We start from the raw sequence: 18556 nt of genomic DNA, 5'->3' as shown, positions 1-18556 counted from the left end.
GCGCAACGGCTGAGCGCAACGCACTATGCAGACACCGCTGTCAAACACGATGTCGGCACGATCCAAAATAGCAAACGCGGGCCCTGGGCCCGCGTTTGCTGTCATGCAATGAAGCCTTACGGGGTGTTGCCGAAGGAAGCGCGCAGCCTCTGCCCGGCATACACCTGTGCCTCCTTCGCTTTTTCCACGACGGCGGCGGCACCGAAGAACTCGTGCGTCACGCCGGTGTAGATCTTGCGCTCCACCGGTACGTTGGCATCCTTCAGGGCGTCTTCCAACTTGCCGCCATCGCTACGGAGCGGGTCGATGGTCGCGTTGATGATCGTAACCGGCGGGAGCCCGCTCAAGTCAGCGTTGACCAGGTCCAGGCGCGTGTCAGCTTTATCGTCATCGCCACGAAGCAAATGGCCCACGAACCATTCGATCATTGCCTTGTTGAGCGGTTTGGCGATCGCGTTTTCGATGTAGGACTCGGTGTTGAGGCTCCCCGTCTGGCCTACCGGGTAGACTGCTACGACGTGCGCGGGCCGCTGAAGGCCTGCATCCCGAGCGGCCACAGCCGTGGCGATGGCCAGATTGCCGCCCGCGCTTTCACCGGCCAGGGCGACACGCGACGGATCGCCACCGAGGCGATGTGCGTTGGCGAGGACCCACGCGTAGGTCGCAAGTGCGTCGTCCCACGCAGCCGGGAACTTGTGCTCCGGCGCCTGCCGGTAGTCAACCGAGACAACGATGGCCGACGCCTCCTTGGCGAGGCCTCGCGCGCCACCGTCGTAGACCTCTTTGTCGGCAATCACCCAGCCGCCGCCATGGAAATAAACGACAACTGGAAACGGCCCTTGCCCCGCTGGCGTGTAGACGTAGGCGGGCAGGGAGCCATTGGCGGTTTCGACCTGTATATCAGATCGGACAATGCCCGGGACCAGCTTGTTCGGATCGGAATCCACGCCCTTGGTTGCCAACAGTTTCTTGACGGCGTCCGCGATGGTGGGCTGCAGGCGCGCTTCTTCGGGGGTCAGCTTCTCGATGGCCTTGGGCTCAAGTGAATCGTGCGCCTTGGCCAGTTCATGCATGTCCCCATCGGCGCGCACGGCGCCAACCACATTAGCGATGGCATCGATGACGGGATTGGGTTTGCCTTGATCGCTCATTCGGATCTCCAGTAGGAGATCCCGACGCTACGCATGCTGGTGTCAAGCAGTCGCGACGAGCAGAAAGGGCCTGTCAACTGCACGTCTGAGCATCCTAGCGCGCACCGCGCATGTGCCTTTCCAGGCTCAAAGCGGGGGTCTTGATCGGCGGCCCATCGAGGCATGGTTGGCGGAAACAGTCACTGAGGATGCGACGATTTCTGGGCTTCGTCTCAGAGGCTACTGGGATTATTTTTAATCCCAATTTTATGCAAGCCACAATCCAGGCCACTTATCCCCAGACACAAAAAAACCCGCGATCGCTCGCAGGTCCTTGTTGTCGCTGCACTTTGCTTGCCACCTGAAGTGGTGGCCGGGGAGGGAATCGAACCCCCGACACAGGGATTTTCAATCCCTTGCTCTACCAACTGAGCTACCCGGCCGGACTGCACTTGCGGCCGAGCCGAAGCGAGGTCGCGAATCATACGGATCTGTGGCCGGAAGGGCAAGCGTGCCGGCGGCTGAATCGTCGAGGTCATCGACACGCCATGCAACAGGGGCAGGCGCATGATGGCGGCAGTTGGGTCATGAGCGGGTGGCGGACATGGGCAAGTGGCTGATTGCATTGGGGCTGGCGGCCTTGGCCGGGTGCGCCAGCGATGGGCTGAGCCGGCTGGAGGAGCGCGCGCTGTATCTGCAGCATGCCGGGCCACCGGTGGATCGATTCCAGCTGTTCGGCCAGCTCAACGGTTGGAACCCGCTGGACGATCACACCCTGGTCGTGCAGACCCGGCCGAACGAGGCCTACCTGCTGCAGACCACGGGCCCTTGTCAGGACCTGGACTGGGCGCCGGCCATCGCGATCACCAGCCTGGGCAGCCAGGTGCAGGCGCGTTTCGACCGGATCAACGTCCTGGGCGGCGGAACCAACGTGATGCGCGTGGCGTGCCGGATCGAGACGATTCGGCCCCTGGACACCAAGGCCATCCGGGCGCAGCGGGCCGAGCTGCGCAAGGCCGAGACCAGCGAGCGCCCGGCGGAGGACGCCGCTCCCACGGCGCCGGACCGCTGATGGCGGCCGGCCTCCAGTAAACGAAGGGAATCACGATGGAGACCATCCGACACGAACGCGCGTTTGCGCCGCGCTCGTTCACTGCCACGGTTATGTTGCTGGCCGCCGGCCTGCTGCTGTCCGGCTGCGCCACGACCGGGCTGAGCGATTCGAAGGAACTGGCGATGTACCGCGAGCATGCCAAGGCGCCGGTGCGGGATTTCCGCTACGCCGATCGGCTCACCGGCTGGAATGCGGTGGGCGATAACGCGCTGGCGGTCTGGACACGGCCCAACGAGGCCTATCTGCTGGAGCTGGACGGCGGATGCGCGAACCTCTCCAGCACCACCACGATCCTGATCACCAACCTGCTGGGCCAGGTCTCGGCGGGGCTGGACCGCGTGCAGTTGATCGACAGCCCGCGCGGCTTCACCACGGCCTGCCGTATCCGGACGATCCGGCCACTGGAGACCAAGGCGCTGCGCGCGTCGCAGAAGGCCCTGCGCGAGGCGCGGGCGGGCGCGCGCGATGCGGTCGGCGGGTAAGGCTCAGGCCTCGGGCGCGACGTAGCCGGCGGGCTTGTCGGCGCCGCCCTTGAACAGGAACTTGCGCAGCTCCTCTTCAAGGAAGGCGCGGTGCTTGGGGTCGCGCGGCGAGAGGCGGTTCTCGTTGATCAGCATGGTCTGGTGCGCCAGCCACGCCGCCCAGGCCGGCTTGCCGATGTGCTCGAACACCTGCTTGCCCAGCTCGCCGGGGTAGGGGACGAAGTCCAGGCCTTCGGCGTCCTTGTTTTCGTATTGGCAGTACACGGTACGGGGCATGTCAGGCATCCAGGAGTTTGCGGATGGGCGCGGGCAGGCCCAGCGTGGTCAGTTCGCCGGGTGCAACCCAGCGCAGGTCGTCATTGTCGCCCACCGCGTCGCGCGGGGACAGGCGGCGCCAGCGCAGCGGCAGCATGTGCAGGCGGTAGTGGGTGAAGGTATGGGGCGTTTCAGGCAGCTCGTCGGCAGCGTCAAAGTCGCCGGCCAGGTGCGCCTGGAACCAGGCGCGGGCCGCACCGGTGTCCTCGGCCTGCGGCAGCGACCACAGTCCCGACCAGATGCCGGTAGGCGGGCGGCGCTGCAGCAGCACCCGCCCCTGCGTGTCGAAGGCCATCAGCATCACCGCGCTGCGCTCGGGCAGCGGCTTGCCGGGCTTGGGCGTGGGCAGGGCCTCGGTGAGACCGTCGCGGAAGGCCACGCAGTCGTCCGAGATCGGGCACAGCAGGCAGGCCGGATTGGCGCGCGTGCACAGGGTGGCACCGAAATCCATCTGCGCCTGGGTGTAGTCGGCCAAGCGGCCTTCCGGGACATGCCGGACGTGTTGTTCCGCCAGCGTCCACAGCTGCTTTTCGACTGCAGGCAGGCCGGGCCAGCCGGCGATACCGTGCACGCGCGCAAGCACGCGCTTGACGTTGCCATCCATGATCGCGGCGCGGTCGTTCCAGGCCTGCGAGAGGATGGCGCCAGCGGTGCTGCGGCCGATGCCGGGCAATGCGTGCAAGGCCTCGAAGTCGCGCGGCAGGTCGCCGCCGTGCAGTTCCACGCAGCGCCTGGCCGCGGCGTGCAGGTTGCGGGCGCGGGCGTAGTAGCCCAGGCCGGCCCACTGCGCCATGACCTCATCCGCACTGGCCGCGGCCAGGTCCGGCAGCGTCGGGAACGCTTGCACGAAGCGCTCGAAGTACGGGATCACCACGCGCACCTGGGTCTGCTGCAGCATGATCTCCGACAGCCATACCCGATAGGGCGAGCGCGGATGCTGCCAGGGCAGGTCGTGGCGGCCGTGCTGGTCGAACCAGGGCAGGAGCCGAGCGGCGTAGTGCGAGGAACGAGTGCCGAGGAACGAGGAACGAGCGGACCCGGGTGCTTTGCTTCTCAAGACTCGTTCCTCGTTCCTCTCCACTCGTTCCTCAACCCGCTCCTCACTCCTCTCCACTCACTCCCAGCCTTCCAGGCAGCAGCGCATCCACGAAGGCCTCGGCGTCGAACACGCGCAGGTCCTCCGGGCGCTCGCCGATACCGGCGTAGCGGATGGGGATGCCGAACTCGCGCGCCAGGGCGAACACCACGCCACCCTTGGCGGTGCCATCCAGCTTGGTCACCACCAGGCCGGTCACGCCCACCGCGGCGTGGAACTGACGCAGCTGCGAGAGCGCGTTCTGGCCGGTGGTGCCGTCGATGACCATCAGCACCTCGTGCGGGGCGGTCGCATCGATCTTGCCCAGCACGCGGCGGATCTTGCCTAGCTCGTTCATCAGGCCGGTCTGGGTGTGCAGGCGGCCGGCGGTGTCGGCGATCAGGACCTGGGTGCCGCGGGCCTTGCCGGCCTGCAGCGCATCGAAGGCCACCGACGCGGCGTCCGCGTTCTGGCCTTGCGCGACCACGGCCACGCCGTTGCGCTCGCCCCAGGACTGCAGCTGCGCCACGGCAGCGGCGCGGAAGGTGTCGCCGGCGGCCAGCATCAGGCTGAAGCCATCGTCCTTGAAGCGCTTGGCCAGCTTGCCGATGGTGGTGGTCTTGCCGACGCCGTTGACGCCCACGGTGAGGATCACGAAGGGCTTGGCGTCGCGGTCGATGGCCAGCGGCACGGCCACCGGCTTGAGCAGGGCGATCAACTCGGCGCGCAGGGCGGCCAGCAGGGCGGCGGCATCGGCGAACTCGCGCGCCTTCATGCGCTTGCGCAGGTCCTCCACCAGCGCGGTGGTGGCCGGCATGCCGACGTCGGCGGTGATCAGCGCCGTCTCGATTTCGTCCAGCAGATCGTCGTCGAGCCTGGGGTTGCGCGAGAACAGGCCGCCGAAACTCCGGGCGAACGCGCTGCCGCGCAGGCGCTCGCGCCAGCCGAGCTTGCCGGCCGGGGCGGCAGGCTTGTCGGTGGTCGCGAAATCGCCGGAGGGGATCTCGATCGTCGTGGTCGGCTTCAGCGACGGCGCGGGCGGATCGGCCGGTGGCAGGGGCGCGGATGCCGGCGCGCTTACTTCGGGCGCCTGGACCACTGCCGGGCTCGGGGCAGGTGTGGGAATCGGCGCTGCGGGGGGCGGTACGGCCGCCGGTGCCTCCGGCACAGCTGCGGCGTTGCCCGGCAAGGTGTCCGGTGAGGGGCCGGGGACGACGACCTCGGCGAGCGGCTGGGCAGGTGCGAAGCTTCCAGGCGCGGGCGCGGGCGCGGGCGGAGCGGCTAGCGGCGCATCAGTTGCGGCAGGCGCGTCGGCCAGCGGCGCCTCGGCGATCGCGTCCTGGACCTTGCGCGCCTCGGCCACCGCGGCGACGGGGTCGACCTCCTGTGCGGCGGGTCTGGCATCGGGGAATGCCGCAGCCAGCTCCTCGACACTGAAACGGCGGCTGCCAGCATCGCCGGTGGCGGTGTCTTCGGGCTTCTTGCGACGGAAAAAACTGACCATGGAGGAGGCGTTCCGAGGGGGGCGACATGCTACCACCGGGGGGATTTCCGGCCGTGCAGGGCTCAAGTGGCGGCCGTGCCGGCCGATGCAGACTGCATACCGGCCACCTGGTGGCCGGGCTGTCAATCGTGGTGGGAGCCAGACCATGAACTCGCTGACCAACATCGCCGCTTCCGGGCTGCGCCTGCAGCAGCAGGCCCTGCAAGTCACCGCGGGCAATGTCGCGCGTGGTGCCGACGCTCAGACACGGCAGCGGCTGGAATCGGCCAGCGTGCCCGGGAGCGGCGTGATCGCGAGCGGGGTGACCGAGCAACCGGCGGACCTGGCTGCCGACGCGGTGGACGGGCTGCAGGCGCGTGCCGGATTCCAGGCCAATGTCCGCGTCCTGGAGCGCGGCCACGATGCGCTCGGCAGCTTGCTCGACGTGCTGGCTTGAAGGCATGGCGCCCAACAAGGGTGCCGACCCGGCAGACCTCGAACCCAGTCCCTCTCCCGCGAACGGGAGAGGGACAGTGAGCGCTTAGCGCGCCAGTTCCAGCAGCAGCTTGTTGAGACGGCGCACGTAGCCCGCCGGGTCCTTGAGGCTGTCGCCGGCCGCCAGCGCGGCCTGGTCGAACAGCACGCGGCTGAGCTCGCCGAAGCGCGCCTGATCGGCCTCCGCGTCCAGGCGCTCGATCAGTGGATGGGCCGGGTTGAACTCGAACACCGGCTTGGACTCGGGCACCTTCTGGCCGCTGGCTTCCAGGATCTGGCGCATCTGCAGGCCCAGGTCGCCATCGCCGATGGCCAGGATCGCCGGGGAGTCGGTGAGGCGGTGCGACACACGCACCTCGGCCACGTCCTCGCCCAGGACGTCCTTCAGGCGCGCGACCAGCTTTTCCTTGTCCTTGGCCACCTCTTCCTGGGCCTTCTTGTCTTCCTCCGACTCCAGCGCGCCCAGGTCCAGGTCGCCGCGGGCGACATCGACGAAGGATTTGCCGTCGAACTCGGTCAGGTAGCTCATCAGCCACTCGTCGATGCGGTCGGTCAGCAGCAGCACCTCGATGCCTTTCTTGCGGAACACCTCCAGGTGCGGGCTGTCCTTGACCTGGGCATAGCTCTCGCCCGTGAGGTAGTACAGCTTGTCCTGGCCCTCGACCATGCGCGCCACGTAGTCGGCCAAGCCGACGTCCTGGGCATCGCTGCCGGACTTGGTGGAGGCAAAGCGCAGCAGGCCGGCGATCTTCTCGCGGTTGGCGTAGTCCTCGGACGGGCCTTCCTTGAGCACCTGGCCGAACTCCTTCCAGAACCTGGCGTAGTCCTCCGGCTTGTCCTTGGACAGCTTCTCCAGCATGTCCAGCGCGCGCTTGGTCAGGGCCGACTTCATCGAGTCGATCACCGGGCCCTTCTGCAGGATCTCGCGCGAGACGTTCAGCGGCAGGTCCGAGGAATCCACCACGCCCTTGATGAAGCGCAGGTACAGCGGCAGGAACTGATCGGCCTGGTCCATGATGTAGACGCGCTGCACGTACAGCTTCAGGCCCTTGGCCGCGTCGCGGTGGTACAGGTCATGCGGCGCGCGCGCCGGGGCGAACAGCAGCGAGCTGTATTCCAGCTTGCCCTCGACCTTGTTGTGGCTCCAGGCCAGCGCATCGGTGTAGTCGTGGGCAATGTGCTTGTAGAACTCCTGGTACTCCTCGTCCTTGATCTCGGACTTGGGCCGGGTCCACAGGGCGCTGGCGCGGTTGACCGCCTCCCATTCCGCGGCGGACGGTGCCTGCTCGCCTTCGGCGGGAGCGGGCTGCTCCTTGGGCAGTTCCACCGGCAGGGCGATGTGGTCGGAGTACTTCTTGACGATGCTGCGCAGGCGCCAGCCATCGGCGAAGCCTTCCTCGCCCTCCTTCAGGTGCAGCACGATGCGGGTGCCGCGCTCGGGCTTGTCGATGGTCTCCACCTCGAAATCGCCTTCGCCCCTGGAGGACCAGTGCACGCCCTCGGCGGCCGGCACGCCGGCGCGGCGGCTGTAGACATCGACCTGCTCGGCCACGATGAAGGCCGAGTAGAAGCCCACGCCGAACTGGCCGATCAGGTTGGCGTCCTTCTTCTGGTCGCCGGACAGGTGGCTGAGGAAGTCGGCGGTGCCGGACTTGGCGATCGTGCCGAGGTGGGCGATGGCCTCCTCGCGGCTCATGCCGATGCCGTTGTCCTCGATGGTGACGGTCTTGGCATCCTTGTCGAAGGACACCCGGATGCGCAGGTTGCCGCCATCGCCTTCCAGCAGGCTGGCATCGGTCAGCGCCTCGAAACGCAGCTTGTCGGCGGCGTCGGCGGCGTTGGACACCAGTTCGCGCAGGAAGATCTCCTTGTTGGAGTACAGCGAATGGATCATCAGCTGCAGCAGCTGCTTGACCTCGGTCTGGAAGCCCAGGGTCTGTTTGGTCTCGGCGCTCATGTCGTGGTGGTTCCTCAAATCCGGATTCGGTGATGCGCGTCGTTCGGACGCCTGGCCCCACGGGTGCGGGCCGGGCCCGCGATTTTCAAGGCGTCCCCCGGGCGGCGACTTCGGCTGGATCGAAGCGGCGGGCTATCATCGCGGCCCCTCGATCCCACGCTGGACTGCCCTGTTGCGCACGCCTGCCCGCCATAGTCACCGCCGACGCCCGCTGCAGATCCAGGCGGGAGGCCGCGCGTGAAGGGCGCACCCGGCAAAGGCGCGCCGCCGCTGGGGCAGGTGCGCATCGTCGGCGGGCGCTGGCGCAACACCCGGCTGGCGGTGCCGGCGCTGCCCGGGCTGCGGCCCAGCAGCGACCGCGTGCGCGAGACGCTGTTCAACTGGCTGACCGGCCAGCTGGCGGGGGCGCGGGTGCTGGACCTGTTCGCCGGCACCGGCGCCCTGGGCCTGGAGGCGCTCTCGCGCGGTGCGGCCAGCGCGGTGCTGGTCGAGCGCGACCCGGCGCTGGTGCGGGCATTGAATGACACGGTGGTCAGGTTGGGCGCGCAGGCCGAGGCCACGGTGGTGCAGGGCGATGCCCTGTCCTGGCTGGCCGGGCAGGCCGAGGATGCCTTCGACCTGGTGTTCCTGGACCCGCCGTTCGCGGACGGGTTGTGGGATGCGGTGCTGGCCGCGCTGCTGCCGAAGATGCGCGCCGGCGGCTGGATCTACGTGGAATCGCCCGCCGGCCAGACCCCGGCGCCGGCTGCGGGCTGGTTCCTGCACCGCCAGGGCCAGACCCGCGAGGTCCATTACGCCCTGTATCGCGGCCCGGAAGGGCGCTGATACACTCGCGGCCCCGAGATTTCCCGCGGTGATGACGGACATGAGTGTGGCGCGTACCCGGATTGCGGTGTATCCCGGCACCTTCGACCCCATCACCAACGGGCACATCGACCTGATCGACCGCGCCGCGCCGCTGTTCGAGAAGCTGGTGATCGGCGTGGCCGAAAGCCCCAACAAGCGCCCCGCGCTGCCTCTGAAGCTGCGGGTGGAGCTGGCCCAGCATGCCGTGGCCCATCACCCGCACGTGGAGGTCCGCGGCTTCGACAGCCTGCTGGCCCATTTCGTCAGCGACACCGGCGCCGGCGTGCTGCTGCGCGGCCTGCGGGCGGTGTCGGACTTCGAGTACGAGTTCCAGATGGCCAGCATGAACCGCCATCTGATCCCGGACGTGGAGACGCTGTTCCTGACGCCGGCCGAGCAGTTCGGCTTCATCTCTTCCACCCTGGTGCGCGAGATCGCGCGCCTGGGCGGGGACATCACCGGCTTCGTGCCGGCCGAGGTCTCCGCCGCGCTCGACGCGCACTGGTCACGGTAGCGCTGGCCCGCCAGCCCCGCCGCCCCCCACACCGTTCCATCGCCTCATGCCCAATCACGTTTCTGCAAAGGGGAACACCGCAATGAAGACCGTCACCCGCCTGTTCGCGCTGTCCACGCTGGCCCTGGCCCTGGCCGCCTGCGGCAAGAAGGAAGAAGCCGCCACCGCCCAGCCGGCCGAAGCCGCGCCGCTGAGCGCCCCCGCCGCCGGCAGCGACGATGCCGCCTGGAAGAAGTACCTGACCGACGTGGTCACCCGCAACATGGGCGACATCACCAACGCGCCGTTCGTGTACTACCTGGCGTCCAACGCCGACCAGGGCTCCTACGACCGCCAGCTGGAGCAGGCCTCCAACGCGATGGCGCGCGGCGTGACCAGCGGCAACATGATCGCCTTCGGTTCGCCGGACAGCGCCCGCATCGCCGACATGGCCGTGGCGTCCTTCGCCAAGGCCGAGCCCAACACCTTCAAGGGTGTGCGCGTGCTGTTCGTGGGTGCCGCGGCCGACCAGGAGCGCGTGAAGGCCGCTGTCGAGCCCTCGGGCGCGACCTTCGTCTTCGTCGAAGCCAAGTAAGGCGACACCGGGCGGGGCCGCGCCGCGGCCCGCGCCCGGGTCGCCGTGCGATCCCCGCGCAGGCGGGGATCGGCAGGCTGGACCTGCAAGGCCCCGGTGACGCGCGCGCCGGGGTTTTGCCTGTCAGGGCTTTGGCCGCTTGTGGCGGCGCCCGGCCGTCCTCATCTTCCCTGTGTCAGCATCGGAGTCCCCACGCCCGTTCCGCCATGTCGCTCAAGATCAACGAACTCTGCGTCAACTGCGACGTCTGCGAGCCGGCCTGCCCGAACCAGGCCATCTCGATGGGCGAGACGATCTATGTGATCGATCCGGCGCGGTGCACCGAGTGCGTGGGCCATTACGACGAGGCCCAGTGCGTGGTGGTGTGCCCGGTGGAGTGCATCGATCCGGATCCGGCGTATCCTGAGAGCCGGGAGGATCTGCTGGCGAAGTTGCGCCGGCTCCAAGAAGGCTAAGGGGGCTGCTCCTGAGCCTTTCACTGCCGCAGGAGAATCCGTGACCATCCGTTTTGCCCTCGCCGTCGTGATGACGGTCGCCTTTGTCCCCCTGGCGTTCGGCCAGTCCCCCTCATCCGCTTCCACGCCGGCCACGCATCCGCCGGGCGCCGCCGTGGCTTCCGGGCACAAGCTCGCCACCGAGGCCGGCCTGCAGATCCTGCGCGAGGGCGGCAATGCCTTCGACGCGGCGGTGGCGGTGTCCTCCACCCTGAGCGTGGTCGAGCCGATCAGTTCCGGCTTAGGTGGCGGCGGCTTCTTCCTGCTGCACGATGCCGCCAGCGGCAAGGACGTGATGATCGATGCGCGCGAGACCGCGCCCGAGTCTGCCAAGCCCGAGGCCTACCTGGACAAGGACGGCAAGCTGGACCCCAACAAGGCGGTCAACGGGCCGTGGTCGGCCGGCATTCCCGGCCTGCCGGCCGCGCTGGTGGAACTGGCCACCAAGCACGGCAAACTGCCGTTGAAGACCTCGCTGGCCCCGGCGATCAAGATCGCCAGCGAGGGCTTTCCGGTCTATGCCCGCATGGCCAGGGGCTATGCGCAGCGCCGCGAGGTGATGGAGCGCTACCCCGGCACGCGCGAGGTCTACCTGCGCGGTGGCAAGCCCATCGCCGAAGGCGACCTGTTCAAGCAGCCAGAACTGGCGCACACGCTGCAACTGCTGGCCGACAAGGGCCATGACGGCTTCTACAAGGGCGAGACGGCGAAGAAGCTGATCGCAGGCGTCAAGCAGGCCGGTGGCAAGTGGACCGCCGAGGAACTGGCCAACTACCAGGTCAAGCAGCGCACGCCGATCGTGTTCGACTACAAGGGCTGGAAGATCACCACCGTGCCGCCGCCGTCCTCCGGCGGTATCGCGCTGGCGTCGATGCTGCAGATCCTGGAAGGCTACGACCTGAAGTCCATGGACGCGGCCCATCGCACGCACCTGGTGGTGGAGGCCATGCGCCGCGCCTATCGCGACCGCACCTTCTTCCTGGGCGACCCGGATTTCACCGAGGTGCCGCAGCGCGTGCTGCTGAGCAAGGACTACGCGCTGGGCCTGCGTTCGACCATCAATCCGGAGAAGGCCACGCCCAGCGACCTGCTGTCGGGCAAGCCCACGCCGCTGGAGGACGATGAGACCACGCATTTTTCCATCATCGACAGCGAAGGCAATCGCGTTGGCGCCACGCAGACGGTGAACCTGCTGTACGGCTCGGGCCTGATTCCCAAGGGCACCGGCGTGCTGCTCAACGACGAAATGGACGACTTCGCGCTCAAGCCGGGCACGCCCAATGCCTTCGGCGTGATGGGGTACGAGGCCAATGCGCCCAAGCCCGGCAAGCGCCCGCTGAGCTCGATGACCCCGACCTTCATGGACAACGCCGACAAGGCCATCGTGCTGGGCACGCCGGGTGGCAGCCGCATCATCACTATGGTGCTGCTGGGCATCCTGGGCTACGACGATGGCCTGAGCGCGCAGGAGGTCGCGGCGCTGCCGCGCTATCACCACCAGTGGCTGCCGGACCTGATCGAAGCCGAGACCGGGACCTTCGACGAGGCCACGGTGAAGTCGCTGGAGGCCATGGGCCACAAGCTCAAGCTGCCGGGCGACACCGCCGCCGGTGGACGCGGCTCCAGCCACGTGTGGGGCAACCTGCAGACGGTGGAGTGGGACAAGCGGACCAATACGCTTAGTGGTGGCAGCGATCCGCGCAATGAGGTGGGGTCGGCTGCGGTGGAATAAGAGGGGCGAGGAACGAGTGGGGTGGGGGCGAGGAACGAGTGGAGAGGAACGAGGAACGAATGGCGGCAGAAGCGCTCACTCTTCCCACTCGTTCATGCTCCGGCGATGCCGCGATTGCGGCATTTGTCGACGCCCCACGGGGACCTGTGCGAGCCCTGTGGGAGCGGCTTCAGCCGCGAAGAGGCTTTCCCGGGAAGGCCCCTTCGAGGCTGAAGCCGCTACCAGGGGAAACAAGACGCTGTGCTCAGCGCCGTTGCCCCAACGAGGAACGAGTTGAAAGGAACGAGTGACTAGTGACGTGGCAGCTCCAGGCGCTTCACTCGTTCCTCGTTCCTCATCACTCGTTCCTCGACTTCACCCTACGCGCGTCCCAAAGATCCGATCCCCCGCATCGCCCAGGCCCGGCAGGATGTAGCCCTTCTCGTTGAGGTGGTCATCGATGGCGGCCGTGTAGACCTCCACATCCGGGTGCGCGGCTTCCAGCGCCTTCAGGCCTTCCGGCGCGGCGACCAGGAAGATGCCCTTGATCCGGCGGGCGCCGGCGCGCTTGAGCATGTCGATGGTGGCGATCAGGGTGCCGCCGGTGGCCAGCATCGGGTCCAGGATCAACGCGTCGCGTTCTTCCAAGCGCCCGGTCAGGCGCTCGAAGTAGGGCACCGGCTGCAGGGTTTCCTCATCGCGCTGCAGGCCGACCACGCTGACGCGCGCCGCCGGAATCAGCGCCAGCACGCCGGGCAGCATGCCCAGGCCTGCGCGCAGGATCGGCACCAGGGTGATCTTGGCCCCGGCGATCTTCTGCACCTGGACCGGCCCGGCCCATCCGGCCTGCGTGGCCGGTTCGGTTTCCAGATTGGCGGTGGCCTCGTAGGCCAGCAGTGTGCCCAGCTCGGTGACCAGTTCGCGGAAGCCCTTGGTGCTTAAGGACGCATCGCGCAACAGGCCGATCTTGTGCTGGACCAAGGGGTGGCGGACTTCGACGATCTTCATGGGCAGGCCTGCAATGACAGGCCGCCAGTGTGCCGCCGCCTGCGCGGCCACGCCAGCGCATGACGCAACGATGACAGCGCCAAGTTTCTCAATAACACGGGCGCGGCCGATGTCATGAGGGTGAAACCTGCCGGAAATACGGTGCGCACCATTCCTTAACCGCTGGAAAGCCCCCCGTGTTCGCAAAGCATCCGCTGTTTGCCGCCATTTCCGTCAGCGTGGCGATGTGGTCCGCCATGCCTGCCTCGGCCCAGGTCGCCACCCCGGACGGCGCCACCATGGCCGCCGGCATGGCCGCCGAAGCGGTGGCCGACGCGCAGACCCTGGACACCATCAAGGTACTGCCGCAGCTGATGGCGCAGGAGCGCGCGATCGACCTGAAGCGCGACTCGGATGCGATCCTGGATGCGGTCTCCTCCGACGCCATGGGCAACTACCCGGACAAGAACGTGGCCGAGTCGCTGCAGCGCCTGCCGGGCGTCAGCGTGACCCGCGACCAGGGCGAGGGCCGCTACGTGGTCGTGCGTGGTCTGGACGCCGCGTTGAACAGCGTGACCGTCGATGGCCTGGCCCTGGGCACCACCGAAGCGGACAACCGCGCCGCGCCGATGGATCTGATTCCCTCCGAGTCCACCGAGCGTCTGAAGGTGGTCAAGTCGCCCACCCCGGACATGCCCGGCGACTCCATCGGCGGTGCGATCCAGGTGGAATCGGCCTCGGCCTTCGACCGCGACGGCCGCGCCATCCGCGCCAAGATCGAGGGCAGCCGCCAGCAGCTCAGCGGCGAGAACAGCCCGAAGGCCTCCTTGAACTACAGCGACATCTTCGCCGACGGCACCTTCGGCATCGCCGTGGGCGTGAACTATTCCGATCGCAAGTTCGAATCGGACAACACCGAGGGCGAGTACGACGCGGCCGCCGACAACGGCGACATGGTCATGATCGAACAGCAGCGCCGCAAGTACTACATCGAGCGCGAGCGCACCGGCGCCAACTTCAACCTGGACTGGCGTCCGGACGAGGACAGCAAGTATTACCTGCGCACCTTGTTCAGCCGGTTCGACGATGCCGAAACGCGCCAGAACACGGTGCTGACCCTTAAAGCTGTTGAGACTCTCGATGACGGTACCGACGTTCCGTTGATCATTGCCAATGGAGACGGTACCTACAACGCCCCGTTCAAACGGATCGCCAAGCGCGTGCGCAACCGCACCAAGAAGCAGGACACGCTGGCCACCAGCTTCGGCGGCGAGAACCGCCTGGATGGCGCCGTGGTCGACTACCAGGTCGGCTACACCAAGACCCGCGAACGCGCGCCGGACGAGCTGGAAGCCCGTTTCGAATACGCCGGCGACGACCTGACGGTCAACGTCGACCAGAACCGCAGGCTGCCCGAGTTCACCCTGTCCGCTGCGGACTGGATGGACACGGGCAACTACGAGTTCGACCGCTTCGTCACCTCGCCGGGCCAGACCACCGACAAGGAACACAGCGCCAAGGTCAACGTGCGCTTCGATGGCGAGCACAGCAGCTACAAGTTCGGCCTGCTGGGTCGCTTCCGCGACCGCGATGTCGACGTCAACGAGACCGAGTACCGCCGTGGACCGGAGATCGACCTGTCCAGCTGGACCCTGCCCGCGCCGGCGCATCGCCGCAACGCGATGGGCCAGGCGCTGAGCCCGTCGGTCATGCGCGAGTACTGGAACCAGAACAGCAGTCGCTACAGCGTGCGCCCGGGCGATGTGGTCGATACCGAAGTGACCCGCCTGGCCGAGGACTACACCGCCAGGGAAGACATCCTGGCCGCCTACGCCATGGGCACCTGGGACCTGACGCCCGCGCTGCGCCTGATCGCCGGCGTGCGCGTGGAAAGCACCAGTTTCAACGCCAACGGCTACCAGCTGGATGTGGTCGATGACGGCGACGCGGTGGAGGTCAACGCCCGCGAGGTCAGCAGCAATTACACCAACGTGCTGCCGGGCCTGCACCTGCGCTGGGATGGTGGCGACACCTGGGCACTGCGCGGCGCGATCAACAAGACCGTCTCGCGTCCGGGCTTCGGGCAGATCTCGCCCAACGCCACGATCAACACCGCCGACAACGAGGTGCAGCTGGGCAACCCGAACCTGGATCCCTACGAGTCCACCAACCTGGATGTCTCCTTCGAGAAGTACCTGGGCAAGAACGGCATCGTCTCGCTGGGCCTGTTCGGCAAGTCCATCGATGGCTACATCACCGACGTCACCCTCAACAACGATCCGGCCTTCATCGGCTATGACGTCAGCACCGCGATCAACGGCGACAAGGCCAAGGTCTATGGCGCTGAGTTCAACTGGCAGCAGCAGTTCGACTTCCTGCCGGGCGGCTGGAGCGGCCTGCTGGCCGGCGCCAGCGGCACCCTGCTGCACACCGACTTCGATCCGGGCATCGAAGGCCGCGAGGATGATTCCTTCGACCTGCCGCGCGCGTCCAAGCACGTCTACACCGCGTTCCTGGGGTATGAGGCCAACAACTTCTCCACGCGCCTGTCGGCGGTGTACCGCAGCGAGTACCTGGACGAAATCGGTGGCGGCGCCGCCTACGACATCTACGTGGCGCCCAACACCCAGCTGGATTTCAGCCTGAACTACCAGATCACCCCGGACTTCCAGCTCTATTTCGATGCCGGCAACCTGCTGGACGAACCGCTGGAGCGCTACCAGGGCAGCCGCTCGCACACCCAGCAGATGGAAGAGTACGGCCGCACCTACGCCATCGGCCTGCGGGTGAACCTGTAATGGCGGCAGTGACGATGCAGCGCGCCGCGCTGGCAGGCGCGCTGGGCATGACCGTCCTTGCGATCGCGGCCTGCGACAGGCAGGCGCCGGAGCAGGCCGCGCCGGCCGCTTCGGCAGCGGTGGTGGCCAGCGCCGACCGCGAGCCGGACGAGCGCATGGAGAAGGATCCGCTGCTCAGTGAGGCCAACGTGCCGCACCAGGTGGTGGCCGAAGCCTTCATCACCACGCCCACGCCGCAGGACAACCTGGACTCGCCCGCGGCCTGGGCCGCCCCCGACGGCAAGCGCTGGGTCATCACCACGGCCAAGAAGTCCGGCGAGCTGGTCGTATTCGATGGCGATACCGGCGAGCGGCTGCGCACGGTCGGTGGCAAGGGCGCAGCGCCCGGCCAGCTGGACCGCCCCAACGGCGTGTCCGTGGTCGGCGATATGGCCTTGGTGGTGGAGCGCGACAACCATCGCGTGCAGGCGTTCTCGCTGCCGGACTTCACCTCGGTGGCCGTGTTCGGCGCCGAAGACCTGAAGAAGCCTTATGGCCTGTGGGCGCAGCAGAAGGAGGGCGGCATCGAGGTCATCGTCAGCGACAACTACATGCTGGGCGCCGATGAGGAGACCGTGCCGCCGCTGGCCGAGTTGAACCAGCGCTTCCGCCGCTATCAGCTGGTGCGTCAGGGCAATGCGTGGAAGGCGACGCTGAAGCAGACCTTCGGCGACACCACCCAGGCCGGGGCGATCCGCATTGCCGAGTCGGTGTATGCCGACGCCGACAACGATCGCCTGCTGCTGGCCGAGGAGGATGTCCCCACCGGCACCCGCCTGCGCGAGTATCGGCTGTCCGATGGCCGTTATGCCGGCCGCGATGTCGGCGCCGGCCTGTACAAGGCACAGGCAGAGGGCATCGCGCTGCTGAGCTGCAAGGACGGCAGCGGCTACTGGGTCGGGACCGACCAGTTCAAGGACCGCAGCCTGTTCCATGTGTTCGACCGCAAGACCCTGGCGCATGTCGGTGCGTTCGCCGGCAAGGTCACGGCCAATACCGATGGCGTGTGGCTGGATGCGCGTGGCGATGCGCGCTTCCCGCAGGGCGTGTTCTATGCGCTGCATGATGACCAGGCCGTGGCCGCGTTCGATTGGCGCGACATCGCAGCGGCCCTGAAGCTGAAGGAATGCGCTCCATGATCCATCGCCGCATGGCATGGACGCGCCCCTTGAGCATGATGCTCGGCCTGACACTGGCGGCAAGCGCCAGTGCCCAGGTCACCAATGAGGCCGAACCCAATACCCAGGTGCCAGCCGGCAGCAGGCATTACGCGGCCAGCGGCTTTCCGGACCGCGTGGTCGCATCGCCGGCGCAGGAGGCCTCCACCGGCTTTGCCGTGGCATGGCGGACCGATGCCAGCGTGTCCCAGCCCGCGCTGCAACTGGTGTTGGCGGGGGATTCGCCGGACGTCGGTGTCCCGCGCGAGCTCACGGCGACCACCCAGGCGCTGACCAGCGAGAACGGCCTGTCGCATCACCACCGCGTCCAGATCGATGGCCTGAAGCCCGATACGCTGTACGCCTATCGCGTCCAGGGCCAGGACACCTGGGGCAGCTGGAACCACTTCCGGACCGCCGCGCCGGCGGGCACGCCGCTGACGCTGCTGTACTTCGGCGATACCCAGAACAAGAACCTGAGCCTGGTGTCGCGGGTGCTCCGCCAGGCCTGGCGCAGCACGCCGGACGCGCGTTTGGCGTTGTTTGCCGGCGATCTGGTTTCGGGCAAGGACGGGGTGGACGACAGCGAGTGGGCCGAGTGGTTCGAGGCCGGGCGCTGGCTGCTGGAGGGCACGGCCGTCGCGCCGGCGCCGGGCAACCATGAGTACCACGAGGAGTTCGAGGACACGCCGCAGGAGCGCCGCGTGCTGGGTGGACATTGGCCGGTGACTTTCGCCTTGCCGGACAACGGCCCGACGGCCACCGCCAAGACCACCTACTGGTTCGACTACCAGGGCGTGCGCGTGGCGGTGATCGACGGGACCTCGGCGCTGGACCTGGGCACGGGACGGGCGCAGGCCAAGTGGCTGGACACTGTGCTGGCGAGCAATCCGCACCCCTGGTCGATCGTGCTGATCCACCAGCCGTTCTATTCGCCCCGTGCCGAGCGCGACAACCTCAAGCTGGTCGAACAGGTGCTGCCGGTGATCCGCAAGCACAAGGTCGACCTGGTGCTGCAGGGGCACGACCACACCTATGGACGTCGCGGCGATACCGACAGCACGACCACGCCGGTGTTCGTGGTGTCCGTGGCCGGGCCCAAGCAGTACCGGCTGTCGGATTACGCGCGCAGGACGATGAAGCCGGTCGGCGAGGACACCCAGCTGTACCAGGTGTTGAAGATCGACCCGCAGCATCTGTCCTACGAATCGCGCACGGCGACCGGCCGCCTGTACGACGCCTTCGAGCTGCAGCGCGACGCCAAGGGCGGCAAGCGCCTGGTCGAGCAGACGCAGGGGCGCATCGCCCCGCGCGACTGCGCACGCCCCAGCTCGCCCAAGGGACGCGAGGACCGCTGCTGGGAGTAGGGCGCTGGCCTGCGGCCA

General features: G+C 67.6%; 17 protein-coding genes and 1 tRNA gene. 11 read left to right on the top strand and 7 right to left on the bottom strand.

Going from position 1 to position 18556, the window contains the following annotated elements; genetic code table 11:
• Positions 1 to 116 precede the first annotated feature (116 nt).
• Positions 117 to 1151 carry an alpha/beta hydrolase gene (locus EPA99_RS01215; protein WP_206733659.1) on the bottom strand — a complete coding sequence of 345 codons (1035 nt, stop codon included), beginning with the start codon at positions 1149 to 1151 and terminating at the stop codon, positions 117 to 119.
• A gap of 346 nt (positions 1152 to 1497) precedes the next feature.
• Positions 1498 to 1573 (bottom strand) — tRNA-Phe (locus EPA99_RS01210).
• A gap of 161 nt (positions 1574 to 1734) precedes the next feature.
• On the opposite strand from EPA99_RS01210, the gene EPA99_RS01205 reads away from it, so the two are divergent.
• Both EPA99_RS01205 and EPA99_RS01200 read left to right on the top strand, forming a co-directional pair.
• On the top strand, positions 1735 to 2202 hold the full coding sequence (locus EPA99_RS01205; RefSeq protein WP_129469365.1) for a DUF6491 family protein: 468 nt from the start codon (positions 1735 to 1737) through the stop codon (positions 2200 to 2202).
• Positions 2203 to 2294: 92 nt separating this feature from the next.
• Positions 2295 to 2726, top strand: coding sequence for a DUF6491 family protein (locus EPA99_RS01200; RefSeq protein ID WP_129469750.1), 432 nt, complete (start codon positions 2295 to 2297; stop codon positions 2724 to 2726).
• A gap of 3 nt (positions 2727 to 2729) precedes the next feature.
• Here EPA99_RS01200 and EPA99_RS01195 read toward each other — a convergent pair whose 3' ends face one another.
• The 3 genes from EPA99_RS01195 to ftsY are packed head-to-tail and all read right to left on the bottom strand — an operon-like array spanning position 2730 to position 5620.
• Positions 2730 to 3002, bottom strand: coding sequence for an oxidative damage protection protein (locus tag EPA99_RS01195; RefSeq protein ID WP_129469364.1), 273 nt, complete (start codon positions 3000 to 3002; stop codon positions 2730 to 2732).
• 1 nt (position 3003) lies between these two features.
• A complete protein-coding gene (gene mutY / locus EPA99_RS01190) occupies positions 3004 to 4098 on the bottom strand; it encodes an A/G-specific adenine glycosylase (RefSeq protein ID WP_129469363.1) in 1095 nt (364 codons plus the stop codon).
• Between the two features lie 43 nt (positions 4099 to 4141).
• Positions 4142 to 5620 carry a signal recognition particle-docking protein FtsY gene (ftsY, locus tag EPA99_RS01185; protein ID WP_129469362.1) on the bottom strand — a complete coding sequence of 493 codons (1479 nt, stop codon included), beginning with the start codon at positions 5618 to 5620 and terminating at the stop codon, positions 4142 to 4144.
• 145 nt (positions 5621 to 5765) lie between these two features.
• Here ftsY and EPA99_RS01180 point away from each other — a divergent pair, with 145 nt between their 5' ends.
• Positions 5766 to 6056, top strand: coding sequence for a flagellar basal body rod protein FlgC (locus tag EPA99_RS01180; RefSeq protein ID WP_129469361.1), 291 nt, complete (start codon positions 5766 to 5768; stop codon positions 6054 to 6056).
• Between the two features lie 84 nt (positions 6057 to 6140).
• Here EPA99_RS01180 and htpG read toward each other — a convergent pair whose 3' ends face one another.
• Positions 6141 to 8051, bottom strand: a complete 1911-nt coding sequence (htpG, locus tag EPA99_RS01175; RefSeq protein WP_129469360.1) for a molecular chaperone HtpG — start codon at positions 8049 to 8051, stop codon at positions 6141 to 6143.
• 237 nt (positions 8052 to 8288) lie between these two features.
• On the opposite strand from htpG, the gene rsmD reads away from it, so the two are divergent.
• From rsmD to ggt, 5 genes are all read left to right on the top strand, one after another.
• A complete protein-coding gene (gene rsmD, locus EPA99_RS01170; RefSeq protein ID WP_129469359.1) occupies positions 8289 to 8876 on the top strand; it encodes a 16S rRNA (guanine(966)-N(2))-methyltransferase RsmD in 588 nt (195 codons plus the stop codon).
• Positions 8877 to 8916: 40 nt separating this feature from the next.
• A complete protein-coding gene (coaD, locus tag EPA99_RS01165; RefSeq protein ID WP_129469358.1) occupies positions 8917 to 9411 on the top strand; it encodes a pantetheine-phosphate adenylyltransferase in 495 nt (164 codons plus the stop codon).
• An 82-nt stretch (positions 9412 to 9493) separates the two neighbouring features.
• Positions 9494 to 9985 carry a hypothetical protein gene (locus tag EPA99_RS01160; RefSeq protein WP_129469357.1) on the top strand — a complete coding sequence of 164 codons (492 nt, stop codon included), beginning with the start codon at positions 9494 to 9496 and terminating at the stop codon, positions 9983 to 9985.
• A gap of 206 nt (positions 9986 to 10191) precedes the next feature.
• The gene (locus EPA99_RS01155) at positions 10192 to 10440 is read left to right on the top strand and encodes a YfhL family 4Fe-4S dicluster ferredoxin (protein ID WP_129469356.1); all 249 of its coding nucleotides are present in this window, start codon (positions 10192 to 10194) and stop codon (positions 10438 to 10440) included.
• Positions 10441 to 10510: 70 nt separating this feature from the next.
• The gene (gene ggt, locus EPA99_RS01150) at positions 10511 to 12211 is read left to right on the top strand and encodes a gamma-glutamyltransferase (RefSeq protein ID WP_129469749.1); all 1701 of its coding nucleotides are present in this window, start codon (positions 10511 to 10513) and stop codon (positions 12209 to 12211) included.
• Between the two features lie 354 nt (positions 12212 to 12565).
• Here ggt and upp read toward each other — a convergent pair whose 3' ends face one another.
• Positions 12566 to 13198: a uracil phosphoribosyltransferase gene (gene upp, locus EPA99_RS01145; RefSeq protein WP_129469355.1), complete on the bottom strand. Its 633-nt coding sequence runs from the start codon at positions 13196 to 13198 to the stop codon at positions 12566 to 12568.
• 176 nt (positions 13199 to 13374) lie between these two features.
• On the opposite strand from upp, the gene EPA99_RS01140 reads away from it, so the two are divergent.
• From EPA99_RS01140 to EPA99_RS01130, 3 genes are all read left to right on the top strand, one after another.
• On the top strand, positions 13375 to 15975 hold the full coding sequence (locus tag EPA99_RS01140; RefSeq protein WP_164978520.1) for a TonB-dependent receptor: 2601 nt from the start codon (positions 13375 to 13377) through the stop codon (positions 15973 to 15975).
• 155 nt (positions 15976 to 16130) lie between these two features.
• On the top strand, positions 16131 to 17153 hold the full coding sequence (locus tag EPA99_RS01135) for a phytase (RefSeq protein WP_241688243.1): 1023 nt from the start codon (positions 16131 to 16133) through the stop codon (positions 17151 to 17153).
• 35 nt (positions 17154 to 17188) lie between these two features.
• Positions 17189 to 18538, top strand: coding sequence for a purple acid phosphatase family protein (locus EPA99_RS01130; protein ID WP_241688242.1), 1350 nt, complete (start codon positions 17189 to 17191; stop codon positions 18536 to 18538).
• Positions 18539 to 18556: the final 18 nt, after the last annotated feature.

This window comes from Pseudoxanthomonas composti, from assembly GCF_004122095.1.
GTDB classification, from domain to species: Bacteria; Pseudomonadota; Gammaproteobacteria; order Xanthomonadales; family Xanthomonadaceae; genus Pseudoxanthomonas_A; species Pseudoxanthomonas_A composti.
This window is presented reverse-complemented; position numbering and strand designations above follow the sequence as displayed.